The following is a 12,898-nucleotide window of genomic DNA, read 5'->3' on the forward strand; positions in this document are numbered from 1 at the left end:
AGCGATCCGATCTCACCAAACAGCTCTTGTGCCACGGGGGCCGTCCACATATGGGTCCTGGCTTTCGCCAGGACGACGCATCGGGAGGCTCGCAGGCTCGTTCAGCCCGCCGATCTGCACCAGCGCCAAAAACAAAAACGCCCCCGAGACGGGGGCGTTTTGCGTGTGATCGCCGGGGCGATTGCGAAGCGGACTTTAGTCCTTCTTGAGGAAGCCCGAAAACTTCTTCTGGAAGCGCGAGACGCGGCCGCCGCGGTCCATCAGCTGCTGGGTGCCGCCGGTCCAGGCCGGGTGCGACTTGGGGTCGATGTCGAGGTTCAGCGTGTCGCCTTCCTTGCCCCAGGTCGAGCGGGTCAGGTACTCGGTGCCGTCGGTCATGACGACCTTAATCGTATGATAATTCGGATGAATATCGGCTTTCATGACAGTTCCTTCGGCGCGCCGGCGCCCGTCTCAAGATGTCTGGAATACGGGATTTGCGCGGGTCTATAACCCATGGAGCCCGCCAAAACAAGCCAAGAAAGGGCCTAAGCCCATCACCGGATTGGGACTTTACCGGATTTGCCAGCCGGGGGTCGGCGGGCCTATGTGGAGGGCGATAGAACCGGTCTAGATTGATGAGCGTAGCCGAACAGCTTGAGACCCCGCGTGGCGCCCCGCAGCCTCCGCGCGACGCGTTGCTCGATGAGGAAGCCTTCATCGAGAGCCAGATCACGGAGCCGGCGAAGAGCCGCGCCCGGTTGCGGCCGTTGCTTGCGCTCGCGCCCTATGTGGCGCGCTACAAGGGCCGGGCGATCCTCGCGCTGATCTCGCTGACGATCGCCGCGATCACCACGCTGATCGTGCCGGTCGCGGTGCGGCGGATGATCGACATGGGCTTCACGCCCGAAGGCATCGCGATGATCAACAGCTATTTCAGCGTGATGATCGCGGTCGTCGCGGTGCTCGCCTGCGCCAGCGCCTCGCGCTATTACCTCGTGATGACGATCGGCGAACGCATCGTCGCCGATCTCCGGCGCGACGTGTTCGCGCATCTGATTTCGCTGTCGCCCTCGTTCTTCGATTCCGCACGAAGCGGCGAATTGGTGTCGCGGCTCACCGCCGATACCACGCAGATCAAGTCCGCGGTCGGCGCGTCGGTGTCGATCGCGCTGCGCAATCTGATGCTGTTCTTCGGCGCCGCCGCGATGATGGTGATCACCAGCCCGCGGCTGTCCGGCTTCGTGTTGCTCGCGATCCCGATCATCGTGATTCCGCTGGTGGCGTTCGGCCGCTGGGTGCGGCGACTGTCGCGCACCGCCCAGGACACGCTGGCCGATGCCAGCGCCTATGCCTCGGAGCTGGTCAATGCGATCCGCACCGTGCAGGCCTATACCGGCGAGCGGCTCGCCAGGACGCGTTTTGCCGGCGAGGTCGAGCAGGCCTATCAAGCCGCGCGCAGCTCGACCAAGGCGCGCGCGGTGCTGACGCTGATCGTCATCTTCATCGTGTTCGCCAGCGTCGTCGTGATCCTCTGGGTCGGCTCGCACGACGTGCTGGTCGGAACCATCAGTCCGGGCCGGCTCGGCCAGTTCATTCTCTATACGGCGTTCGCCGCGAGCGGCCTCGGCCAGCTCAGCGAGGTCTGGGGCGAGGTCTCGGCCGCATCGGGCGCCGCCGAGCGGCTGTTCGAGATCTTGCGCGTCAGGCCGCAGATCGCGGCGCCCGCATCGCCGCGCGCGCTGCCGCAGCCGGCGCGCGGCGATGTCGGCTTCGATAATGTCAGCTTCGCTTATCCGACCCGGCCCAATGCGCTCGCGGTCGACGGCGTGTCGCTGGCGGTGCGATCGGGTGAAAAGGTCGCGATCGTCGGTCCGTCCGGCGCCGGCAAGAGCACGCTGTTCCATCTGCTGCTGCGCTTCTACGATCCGACGTCCGGCACGATCTCGCTCGACGGCGTTCCGATCCGGCAGGCCGATCCGGCCGAGGTGCGCGCGCGCATCGCGCTGGTGCCGCAGGATTCCGTGGTGTTCGCCGCAAGCGCCCGCGAGAACATCCGGTTCGGCCGGCCCGATGCTTCCGATGCCGAGGTCGAGCGCGCCGCCGATCTCGCCCATGCCACCGAATTCCTGCGCCGCCTGCCCGAAGGCTTCGACGCCCAGCTCGGCGAGCGCGGCGTGACGCTGTCCGGCGGCCAGCGCCAGCGCATCGCGATCGCGCGCGCGATCCTTCGCGATGCGCCGCTGCTGCTGCTCGACGAGGCGACCTCGGCGCTCGACGCCGAGAGCGAGACGCTGGTGCAGACCGCGCTGGAGGAACTGATGCGCCACCGCACCACGCTGGTGATCGCGCATCGGCTGGCGACCGTCTTGTCCTGCGACCGCATCCTGGTGATGGACCAGGGCAGGATCGTCGAGCAGGGCACCCACGCCGAGCTGGTCGCCGCGGGCGGCCTCTACGCCCGGCTGGCGCGGCTGCAGTTCGAGGGGATCTGAGCGAATTGAGCCTCGGCGCGTTCCGCCTATGCGATTCCTATACGATCGGGCGCGCGCGCCCCTCGAAAACCTATTCCCGCGCAACGATAGTCGTGCCGCGCCTGACCTCCCTCGACAGCCGAAGGAAGTCGGGCGCGCGGGGTGTTCGACTGATGCGCGAGAATGCGACCGAACCGGAGAGCAAGCTGCTCTGTGCCTGGCAGCTTGCCGTGCTGCGCTTCGCAGTGACGCTCGACGACGACGATCGGATGCACGCGCTCGGTGTGGCCGGCGAGGTCGACCGGCTGGGCGGCGCGGCCGATGACGCCTTCCACTTCTTCCGCAGGACGACCGCGGAGCTGTGCGCGGCGATCTCCGGTCAAAGCGCGGATCAGGATTCCGTCATCCGGCGGTTCCTGGCGCAGATCGACAATGTCAGGCTCAAGCGCGCGGTCGAGGCGGCGATCGCCAAGGATCGCACGCCGCCGAAACTCGTGGCGAGCCGCGTGAAGCCCGGCCCCGATCTCTGGCGCGGGCTGGCGCCGCGGCGTGCAACCGGAACGTAGGAAGGGCCTCACTCTGCAATCGCCATCACGGCGCGGCGGATATTCCGTCACAGCATGTCGCCACAACCCTGGCCGGCTTGCTGCGATCAGTGCGATGCGCTTCTCTGTGCTCGACAAGAGACCGGTCGGTTTCGGAATGCGGGGAGTGGCGAGATGGTTGGCTTGGTGATCAGCGGTGGCCGGGTGGTGGATCCGGCCAGCGGGATGGACGCGATCGGCGATGTGGCTGTGGTCGACGGCAAGATCGCCGCGGTCGGCAGCGGCCTCGGCGGCGCCGAGCGGCAGATCGACGCGACCGGGCTCGTGGTGGCGCCGGGTTTCATTGACCTGCACGCGCATGGCCAGACCATTCCGGCCGACCGCATGCAGGCGTTCGACGGGGTGACGACCTCGCTCGACCTCGAGGCCGGCGTGCTGCCGGTCGCGTCCTGGTACAAGCGCCAGGCCGAGAAGGGCAGGGTGCTGAACTACGGCGCCGCCGCCAACTGGGCCTTCGCGCGCATCGGTGCGATGACCGGTTCGAATTCGGAAAGCTCGCTGGAATCGTTTGGGGCCGCGATGCGCGATCGCCGCTGGATCGAAAACGTCGCGACCGAAGGCGAGGTCGGCGGCATCCTCGACCGCCTCGCCATCGGCCTGAACGAGGGCGGTATCGGCATCGGCATTCTCAACGCCTATGCGCCGGGCGCCGGCGTGCAGGAATTGACCGCGGTGTGCCAGCTCGCGGCGGACCATGCAGTGCCGACCTTCACCCACGTCGCCTACATGTCGCGGATCGATCCCGAGAGCGCGGCGGAAGCCTATATCCGCCTGATCGGCTATGCCGGCGCCACCGGCGCGCATATGCACATCTGCCATTTCAACTCGTCGAGCAAGACGGATATCGAACGCTGTGTTGCGCTGATCGCGAAGGCGCAGGCGCAGGGCCTGCCGATCACGGTGGAGGCCTATCCCTACGGCACCGGCTCGACCGTGCTGGCGGCGACCTTCTTCAGCGATCCGAAATTCGAGGAGCGCAACGGCCTCGGTTATGATTCGGTGCAGCGCGTGACCGACGGTCACCGTTTCGGCAGCCGCGAGGAACTGCTGGCGGCACAGGCCGAAGAGCCCTCGACCTTGGTGCTGTGGCACGTGCTCGACATCGAGAACAACGCGCATCATCGCGATCTGCTCGACATGGCGGTGCTGTATCCGGGCGGCGCGATCGCCTCCGACGCGATGCCGTGGACGCTGTCCGACGGCCGCCCCTACACCGGCGACGCCTGGCCGCTGCCCGACGATGCCACCTCGCATCCGCGCTCGGCGGGCTGCTTCACCCGCTTCATCCGCGAATGGGTGCGCGAGCGCAAGAAGGTGTCGCTGCTTGAGGGCATCCGCAAATGCGCGCTGATCCCGGCCGAGATCCTGTCGGCGAGCACGCCGGCGATGCGGGCCAAGGGCAGGCTGCAGGTCGGCGCCGACGCCGATGTCGTGGTGTTCGACTTCGAGACGCTGAGCGACCGCGCGACCTTCTCCGCGATGAATCGTCCGGCGGAGGGCGTGCGGCATCTCGTGGTCAGCGGCCAGCCGCTGATCAGCGATGGGGTGCTCGATGTCGCGGCGCGTCCCGGCCGGCCGGTGCGCCGGCCCGTCACCGGAGGCTGAAGTGCCGGTCCCGATCCTGCTGGTCGCGGGCTTCCTCGGGGCGGGCAAGACCACGGTCGTCAACCATCTGCTGGCGCATGCGCAAGGGCGGCGCATCGCCGCTGTGGTCAACGATTTCGGTGCGATCAATATCGACGCGGAACTGATCGCGGGCGCCGGCGACGGCGTGGTCAGCCTGAGCAATGGCTGCATCTGCTGCACGCTGGAGGGCGACCTGCTGCGCACGCTCGCCACGCTGCTGCGGCGTGATCCGCGTTCCGAATTCATCGTGATCGAGACCAGCGGGATCGCCGATCCCGCCGACATCGTGCGCAACCTGATGGATCCCGTGATCTGGAAGGAGGCGCCGCTGGAGACCGTGCTGTGCGTGGTCGACGCGACGCAGCCTGCGGCGATGCTGAACGATGCGCTGCTCCGCTCGCAGCTGCGGGCGGCGGACGTGGTGGCGCTGAGCAAGGTCGATCTGGCCGATGCCGCCGCGTGCGCCGCGATCCGCGACGCCGTGCGCGCGGTGCGTCCGGCGGCCGTGGTGGTCGATGCGTTGCATGGCGAGGTGCCGGCCGCGCTGCTGTTTCCGGCGGATCTCGATCACCTGCCGGCGCCGCGCGAGACCGCGCCGCGACGGCCGGCGTCCGACCGGTTCGAGACGCTGAGCTGGACCTCGGAGCGGCCGGTGCTGCTGCCGCGCTTGCAGCAGGCGATCGGCAAGCTGGCGCCGAAGCTGGCGCGGGCGAAGGGATTGTTCGAGACGGTGGAGCAGCCCGGCCGGCTGACGGTGTTTCAATTGGCCGGCGGCCGCGCGACCTTGGCCACGGGCGGCGTGCCGGTACCCGGCGTGCCATGCACGCGAATCGTGTTCATCGCTGAGATGGGTGTTCTGTCGCGGGCGGAGATTGATGACGTGATGCAGGGATGTGTCGAAGCCAAGTGATGCGAACCTACGTTTCCCGTCATCCTGAGGTGCGAGCGAAGCGAGCCTCGAAGGGTGCACGGCCCCGCTGGTGGCCGTCGATCCTTCGAGACGCCGCTGCGCGGCTCCTCAGGATGACGGGATTAGAGGGAGCTCCGCGTCAGCCGCAGCAGATGTCGCTGTGTCGTCGCCGCAGCAGCATCTCGCAAAGCATGTGTGCGACAATCGCATCGAATTGACAGCCTTGCCGGCACCACCTATCGTTTTTGCCGACGGTTCCCTTCGGGGATCAAAAGGGAATGCGGTGCGAGGGTAACCCCAATGCCGCAGCTGTCCCCGCAACTGTAAACGGCGAGCCTTTCGTCAATTTGCCACTGGGCTATCAGGCCCGGGAAGGCGTCGACAGGCGATGACCCGTGAGCCAGGAGACCTGCCGTCAGTCGTGGTCACACGCGAGCACATCGGGCGGGGGCGTCCTGGTGGGATCGGAGCACTGCCTTTTGGGCAATGCGCCAGTCCGCGTTCGCGGTGACGTGCCACGTTACCGCGAGTCCTTTCATGTCTCCGTCCTCTCCCGTTGCGCGCAAATGGCGCCTCGGTCTCGTCTGCTCCCTGTCATCGCTGCTGCTGCCGGCCGAAGGCTCGGCACAAACACCGCCACCAACCAGGCTCGATCCGATCGAGGTCGCGCCTTCCGCTGCGGCAAGGCCGAAGCCTGCGGCGCGCAGCCGTGACATGGCCGCCGCGGCGCGGCCACGGCCGAGGCCCGCGACGGCCGCACCAGCCGGCAACACGCCGCGCGCCGCGGCGTCAGGCGTATCGGGGGCGGTATCGCCGACGCTCAATGCCACCACGCAGGGCGGCACCGGTAGTCGTCTCAATCTGACGCCGCTGCAGACGCCCGCCAGCGTCGAGATCATCACGGCGCAGACCATCGCTGAGCGCGGCCAGCATAATGTGGTCGATGCCGTCACCCAGGACGCGGCCGGCTTCATCGCAACGCCGGCGCCCGGCAATGGCGGCCTGTCGTTCAGCACCCGCGGCTTTGCCGGCAGCAACTCGGTGATGACGCTGTACGACGGCACGCGCTTCTATATCGGCTCCGGCACGCTGACGTTTCCCTACGACACCTGGTCGACTCAACGTATCGAAGTGCTGCGCGGCCCGGCCTCGGTGCTTTACGGCGAAGGCGCGATCGGCGGCGTCATCAATGTGATCCCGAAGAAGCCGCAGAGCACGCCCTATAACGAGGCCGAGGTCTCGCTCGACAGCAACATGACCCGGCGGCTCTCGGTGGACAGCACCGGTCCGATCAATCCCAATGTGTCGTACCGCGTCAACGCCACCGGCAACATGTCGGACGGCTGGGTCGATCGCGACAAGACCTCGAATGCGGTGGTCTCCGCGGCCGTGCGGGTGCAGGCGTCGGACAATCTCGCCTTCACGCTGTCGGAGGACTACGGCGACCGCAGCCCGTCACGCTATTTCGGCACGCCGCTGATCAACGGCTCGATCCAGGACGCGCTGCGCTTCAAGAACTACAACGCATTGGACAGCGCGATCCGCTATCAGGACAGCTGGACCCGGTTCAAGACCGAGTGGGACGTCGCCGACGGCATCAAGGTCAACAACACGCTGTATTACCTGACCAGCGAGCGGCACTGGCGTGACATCGAGAACTACACCTGGAATCCGAAGACCCAACTGATCGATCGCACGAGCTATATCGAGATCTTCCACGACCAGAAGCAGCTCGGCAACCGGATGGATACGACCTTCAGCGGTCACGTGTTCGGACTTGCGAACCAGTTCGTCGCCGGGTTCGACGTCAACCGGATCGACTTCACCCATACCAACAATTCGCCCTTTGGCGGTGCGTCGTCGGTCAATCCATACGTGTTCGATCCGGGATCGTTCTTCGCGACGACGACGGCGACCACGCCGGGCTTCAACGCGATTGTCAATCAATACGCGCTGTTCGCCGAGGATCGGCTCTCGCTGACCGATCAATTGTCGCTGGTCACCGGGGTCAGGTATGACCGCCCCGAGGTGGAGCGCACCGACTACAAGACGCCGGCAAACAGTTTTGAGACGAAGCTATCGGGGACCAGCTGGCGCGCCGGCCTCGTTTACGAGCCGATCAAGAACCTCGCGTTCTATGGCCAGTACGCGGTCGGCGTCGATCCGGTCAGCAACCTGATCTCGCTGCCCGTCTCGCAAAAAACCTTCCAGCTTGCGACCGGCGAGCAGACCGAGATCGGGGTCAAGCAGGCGTTCTGGGGCGGCCGCGGCGAGTGGACGCTGGCTGCCTACGAGATCGTCAAGACCGGGCTCACGATTCCCGATCCCGGCAATCCCACCGGAGGCCTGGCATTGCAGATCGGCCAGCAATCATCGCGCGGGGTCGAAGGATCGATCGGGCTCGCCCTGAGCGACGGCTGGCGGGTCGACGCCAATCTTGCGCTGCTGCGCGCCAGATACGACAACAACAGCCAGGTGGTCGGCGGCAAGATCGTCAGCTTCAACGGCAATGTCCCGGTCAACGTGCCGCAGCAGGTCTCGAACGTCTGGCTGACGTGGGATTTCGCGCCCAACTGGTCGGTCTATGGCGGCGTGCAGATCGTCGGCGCAATGTACTCCGATCTCGCCAACACCCAGCTGCGGCCGGGCTACAACGTGGTCAATGGCGGCGTCAGGTGGAAGCCGGATGACCGCACCACGGTCGCGTTCCGCCTCTACAATCTGTTCGACAAGGTCTACGCGGTGACCTCGAACGGCACCGGGCAGTGGCTGCTCGGCATGCCGCGTACCGCCGAGTTGTCCGTCAACGTGAAGTTTTGACCATGCGCAACGCTCTGATCCGGCGCGGGCGGCGGTGGCTCTATGTCGTCCATCGCTGGATCGGCATTGCGACGTGTCTCCTGTTCGCGATGTGGTTCATCTCCGGCCTCGTCATGATGTACGTGGCCTTTCCGCGCCTCACCGACAGCGAGCGCGTCGCCGCGCTTCCTGTCGTCCTCTGGAGCAAGGTGCGGGTCACACCCGATCGCGCGATGGCGATCGCGGGCGTGGAGCGTTATCCGCGTGACCTGCGGCTCGCGATGATGGACGACACGCCCGTCTATCGCGTCACCGGGTGGAAGGGAGGGACGATCGCCATTTCGGCGACCGACGGCAGCGAGATCGACCGCATCACGCCGGACCAGGCGCTGGCCATCGCTCGCCATCATCCGCGCGCGGTGCAACCCCAATTGCTCGACACCGTGACGCGCGACCAATGGTCGGTGACGGCGCGCTTCGATCCGTTGCGGCCGCTCTATCTGATCGGCCTCGGCGACCCTGATGGCACCGAGCTCTACGTCTCCTCGCGCACCGGCGAGATCGCGCTCGACACCACGCGTCGCGAGCGCATCTGGAACTGGCTTGGTTCGATCCCGCACTGGATCTATCCGACCGTGTTGCGCAAGGACGGCCCGCTGTGGCGGGATGTGGTGCTGTGGATCTCGGGGGTCTGTCTTGTGGTCGCGGTCACCGGCTTCTGGATCGGCATTTTGCGCCTGCGGCTGACGCGCCGCTACGCGAGCGGCGCCGTCTCGCCCTATCGCGGCTGGATGGCCTGGCATCACATCGCCGGCCTGATCGGCGGCATCTGCGTCTTGACCTGGATGTTCAGCGGCTGGCTGTCGCTCAATCCCGGTGGCGCGTTCTCCGCTCGCGGCGTCACCCGCGAGATCGCGGTCGGCTATAGCGGCCATGAGACGCCCGACATCGTCGCCGCCTTCCAGTCGTCGCCATCGATGCCGGCGGTGGAGGCGCGCTTCGTCTGGATCGGCGGACACGGGGTGATGTTGCTTGACGACGGTAACGGCGGCCGCAGCATCGCCGATCCTGTGACCGGTGCGCAGATGACCCTCTCGCGCGACGAGATCATCGCTGCCGCTCGACACGCAATGCCCGGCGCTGCGATGACATCAGCGCGGCAGCTCGATGAACCCGACGCCTACTGGTACACGCTGCACCAGGCGCGCGAGCTTCCCGTCTTGCGGATCGGCTTCGACGATCCCGCCCACACCTGGCTGCACGTCTCTCCCGTCACCGGCGAGATCCTCGACCGCAGCGACGACAGCCGCCGGTCCTACCGCTGGCTGTTCAACGCGCTGCACAGCCTCGACTTCCCGCTGCTGCTACGCATCTCGCCGGCGCGCGACGTCGTGGTGTGGCTGCTATCGGCGGCTGGCACGATTATCTCGATCAGCGGGATCGTGATCGGCTGGCGCCGGTTGCGGCGGCGCAAGGTGCGAGCGAGGCCAGTGTCGGCGAGCCTCGTGCGCACGTCTACGTAAGCCGCGATTACTTGACGGTCAGATGCACGTCCGGCGCCGGCCGATCGGGGGCCCATTCCAGCGCGAACCGCTGACCGGCAATGATCTCATAGGTCGAGAGCTTGGATGCGACCGCATCGCGGAACCGGAGATAGGCATCGCGCTGCCGCCCGTTCGAGCGGGCCGCGGCCACATTGAGCCATTTGTAGGCCAGCACGAAATCCGTCGGAACGCCGTGACCCTTGTCGTACATCAGGCCGAGCTGGGCTTGCGCGAACGGGTCGCCCTGCACGGCGCCGCGATAGTAACAGTCGGCGGCGGCTGCGTAGGCCTGCGGCACGCCGAAGCCGTGCTCGTACAAGAAGCCGAGCATGCCGAGAGCGCGTGCATTGCCGCGCTCGGCGGCCGGCGCGAGTTCCCGAGCCGCCCGGACATAGTCGCCGCGATGGAAGGCGGCCGATCCGCGCGCCACGCTGTCGGCGCTCGCGACAGAGGCGGTCATCGCCCAAACCACGATCGCAAGCGAAGCAGAGAGGCCCGTCCGTCGTGCGAGAACGCGGCGCATCCTGCTGCCCGGCTCAGTGATAGCTGGTGGTGATCGGTGCATTGGTCGATGTCGTGGCGATGCTGCCGCGCAATTTCGATCGAAGCTCCTCGGCCACGGTCTGGGCGTCGGAACCGTTGCGGATGATCTGCGGGCGGATGAAGATGATCAGCTCGGTACGCTGGGTGCCGTTGCTCTGATGCCCGAAGGCGTCACCGAGGCCCGGAATCTGGTCGAGCACCGGAAGCGCATTGCGGGCGCCGCTCTGCTGTTCGCTGATCAGGCCGGCCAGCAGAACGGTCTGACCGTTGGCGACCGAGATCTGGCTCTTGACCCGCCGTTCCGAAACCGTCGGCGTCAGGTTGACGGTGCTGCTTTGGGGAACATTGCTGATCTCCTGCTCGACGTCGAGCCGCACGGTGCCGTTCACGCTGACGCGGGGCGAGACCTTCAGGATGATGCCGGTGTTGCGATAGTCGATGGTGTTGACCACCGTGTTGCTCGTGGTCAGCACCGTCGCGCTGCCGGTCGAGACCGGGACGACGTCGCCGACCTGCAAGGTCGCGACCTGGTTGTTGATCACGACCAGCGAGGGATTGGACAGCACCTTGACGCTGGTGACGGCATGCAGCGCATCCAGGATCAGGCTCGGCTGCGTCGCATTTCCGATCAGGAAGTTGAAGCCCGGGAAGCTCTGGTTGATGAAGGCATTGGTGAGCGATCCCGCGACCGAGACCGCGCCGGTGGTCGCGTCCGTGGTGGTCGCGGGCGCGGAAGTGGCCTGGGTGCCGAGGATCGAGCCGGTGTTCGGCTTCAGGCCGAGGTTCTGGCTGGTGAGATAGGTTTGCACGCCATAGGACAAGGTGTTGTTGAGCGTGACCTCGGCGATCGTCGCGTCGATCGCGACCTGGAGCTGCGGCTCGTCGATCTGCAGCAGGGTCGACTCGATGATGCGGTAGTTGGCTTGGTCGGCATAGATCAGGAGATTGTTATTCACGACATCGGGCGTGATGCGGACGTCCTGCATGACGGGCTGCCCGTTGCCGCCGCCGGCACCGCGTCCGGCATCCAGCGCGGCATTGTTGCCCTGGCCCGGATTGTTGGGATTGTTCGCTTGTCCGCCGGCGCCGAATCCCTGGCCCAGGCCCTGGCCTGTTGCGCCTGTCCCCGACGTGCCGCGGGACGCGAAGCCGCTCATGCCTGAATTCGCGCCGTTGTTGTTGTTGAGCGACAGACGGTCGGCGACGCTTGAGGTCGACGAGGTGCCGGAGCCGGGCGCGAGCTGGCTGTCGGCGCTGTCGAGCAGGTTGCCGGACGATCCGCCAAGGAACATGTCGGTCAGGACCCGCGCGATCTGGCGCGCATCGCCGTATTTGACGCGGTAGACATGGACCGAGGTGCGCGCCGTGTCGTTGCGGTCGAGGCGCTTGATCCAGGTCGCGGCCGTGTGCAGCATGTCGGGCTTCTTGGTCACCACCAGCACCGCGTTCAGGCGCGCAATCGGCATGAACTTGATGACGTTCTGGCTGAGGCCGTTCTCGCCGGAATCGACGATCTTCTCCAGCTCGGCAATAACAGGCGCGGGCGAGCCGCTCGAGATCGGGAAAATGCCGACGGATTGGCCGCGCATCCAATCGACGTCGAAACTAAGTACGGTATCGACGGCGGTGCGGCGCTCGGCGCCGGTGCCCTGGATCAGCAGCAGATTGCGCGTCGTGTCGGCGCGGACCGCGCCGGCCCGGGTGGCGAAGCTGTCGGTCAGCTTCATGAGGGTTTGGGCCGACACATATTGCAGGGGGACCACCGAGATGCCGAATCCGGGTTCGGGATTGGCCGCCGCGGCATCGACGCGGCCGCCGCCGACGGCGTCGCCGAGCGGCGTCAGGCGATAGCCCGCCGTATCCTTGAGCAGCACGACGCCGCTCAGGCGGAGTGCGTTTTCAAGCACGAAGACCATGTCGGACTTCGGCACCGGGCGGACCGAGACCAGGCTGACCGTGCCCTGCACGCGCGGGTCGATGGTGTAGCCGACATGCAGGATGTCGCCGAGCACGACCTTGGCGACGGTCGCCACCGGCGTGCTCTCGAAATTCAGATCGAAGCCGTTGCCGTTGGATGCCGGCTGCGGCCGCGCGTCGGCGACGGCCGTGACTTCGCTTCCGTCATACATCGCCGCGCGGACGCTGCCGCTCTGGCTGCCGCCCGTCGCCGCCTGTGCGTTCACCGGTTGCGGCTGGCGCTGCGCCAGATCCAGCGAGCGCACCTTGTCGGTGACGTCGAGTTGGGATGCGTCCACGCTCTCGCCGACCGTCGCGGAATTGCAGGACGCCAACAACCCCAGTGACGTCAAGGCAAAAATGGCTGCGAGGCCGCCACGGATCGTCGGGCAGCGGCCCACTGTGCCTACGCGTTGCATGAAGGCCCTTCGCTTTGACTAACTGAAATTTCGATTGCTTGCG

9 protein-coding genes and 1 riboswitch are annotated in these 12,898 nt (G+C 66.5%); of the genes, 6 read left to right on the forward strand and 3 right to left on the reverse strand.

The features are described 5' to 3' along the window. Positions 1 to 195 precede the first annotated feature (195 nt). Positions 196 to 423, reverse strand: coding sequence for a 50S ribosomal protein L31 (gene rpmE / locus PMN64_RS01945; protein ID WP_016845230.1), 228 nt, complete (start codon positions 421 to 423; stop codon positions 196 to 198). 194 nt (positions 424 to 617) lie between these two features. Between rpmE and PMN64_RS01950 the strand changes: the two genes are divergently transcribed. From PMN64_RS01950 to PMN64_RS01975, 6 genes are all read left to right on the forward strand, one after another. Then, positions 618 to 2,474, forward strand: coding sequence for an ABC transporter ATP-binding protein/permease (locus PMN64_RS01950; protein WP_411779493.1), 1,857 nt, complete (start codon positions 618 to 620; stop codon positions 2,472 to 2,474). A 152-nt stretch (positions 2,475 to 2,626) separates the two neighbouring features. After that, on the forward strand, positions 2,627 to 3,019 hold the full coding sequence (locus tag PMN64_RS01955) for a hypothetical protein (RefSeq protein ID WP_411779494.1): 393 nt from the start codon (positions 2,627 to 2,629) through the stop codon (positions 3,017 to 3,019). Between the two features lie 153 nt (positions 3,020 to 3,172). Further along, positions 3,173 to 4,663: an amidohydrolase family protein gene (locus tag PMN64_RS01960; RefSeq protein WP_411779496.1), complete on the forward strand. Its 1,491-nt coding sequence runs from the start codon at positions 3,173 to 3,175 to the stop codon at positions 4,661 to 4,663. A 1-nt stretch (position 4,664) separates the two neighbouring features. Then, complete coding sequence (locus PMN64_RS01965) at positions 4,665 to 5,594, forward strand: CobW family GTP-binding protein (protein WP_411779498.1); 930 nt, start codon at positions 4,665 to 4,667, stop codon at positions 5,592 to 5,594. Positions 5,595 to 5,829: 235 nt separating this feature from the next. Next, positions 5,830 to 6,026, forward strand: a riboswitch (cobalamin riboswitch). Between the two features lie 105 nt (positions 6,027 to 6,131). Beyond that, positions 6,132 to 8,414, forward strand: a complete 2,283-nt coding sequence (locus PMN64_RS01970; RefSeq protein ID WP_411779500.1) for a TonB-dependent receptor — start codon at positions 6,132 to 6,134, stop codon at positions 8,412 to 8,414. A 2-nt stretch (positions 8,415 to 8,416) separates the two neighbouring features. Continuing rightward, positions 8,417 to 9,916, forward strand: a complete 1,500-nt coding sequence (locus tag PMN64_RS01975; RefSeq protein ID WP_411779501.1) for a PepSY domain-containing protein — start codon at positions 8,417 to 8,419, stop codon at positions 9,914 to 9,916. A gap of 7 nt (positions 9,917 to 9,923) precedes the next feature. Here PMN64_RS01975 and PMN64_RS01980 read toward each other — a convergent pair whose 3' ends face one another. Both PMN64_RS01980 and gspD read right to left on the reverse strand, forming a co-directional pair. Next, a complete protein-coding gene (locus PMN64_RS01980; RefSeq protein WP_411779502.1) occupies positions 9,924 to 10,397 on the reverse strand; it encodes a tetratricopeptide repeat protein in 474 nt (157 codons plus the stop codon). Positions 10,398 to 10,473: 76 nt separating this feature from the next. Next, positions 10,474 to 12,855, reverse strand: coding sequence for a type II secretion system secretin GspD (gene gspD, locus PMN64_RS01985; RefSeq protein WP_411779503.1), 2,382 nt, complete (start codon positions 12,853 to 12,855; stop codon positions 10,474 to 10,476). Positions 12,856 to 12,898: the final 43 nt, after the last annotated feature.

Origin of the sequence: Bradyrhizobium sp. UFLA01-814, assembly GCF_046718885.1 — a bacterium.
Lineage (GTDB): Bacteria > Pseudomonadota > Alphaproteobacteria > Rhizobiales > Xanthobacteraceae > Bradyrhizobium > Bradyrhizobium elkanii.

Bases quoted from the DNA above. Each gene is read 5' to 3' on its own strand.
- rpmE (WP_016845230.1), bottom strand. From the start codon at position 423: ATGAAAGCCGATATTCATCCGAATTATCATACGATTAAGGTCGTCATG.
- PMN64_RS01950 (WP_411779493.1), top strand. From the start codon at position 618: ATGAGCGTAGCCGAACAGCTTGAGACCCCGCGTGGCGCCCCGCAGCCT.
- PMN64_RS01955 (WP_411779494.1), top strand. From the start codon at position 2,627: ATGCGCGAGAATGCGACCGAACCGGAGAGCAAGCTGCTCTGTGCCTGG.
- PMN64_RS01960 (WP_411779496.1), top strand. From the start codon at position 3,173: ATGGTTGGCTTGGTGATCAGCGGTGGCCGGGTGGTGGATCCGGCCAGC.
- PMN64_RS01970 (WP_411779500.1), top strand. From the start codon at position 6,132: ATGTCTCCGTCCTCTCCCGTTGCGCGCAAATGGCGCCTCGGTCTCGTC.
- PMN64_RS01975 (WP_411779501.1), top strand. From the start codon at position 8,417: ATGCGCAACGCTCTGATCCGGCGCGGGCGGCGGTGGCTCTATGTCGTC.
- PMN64_RS01980 (WP_411779502.1), bottom strand. From the start codon at position 10,397: ATGACCGCCTCTGTCGCGAGCGCCGACAGCGTGGCGCGCGGATCGGCC.
- gspD (WP_411779503.1), bottom strand. From the start codon at position 12,855: ATGCAACGCGTAGGCACAGTGGGCCGCTGCCCGACGATCCGTGGCGGC.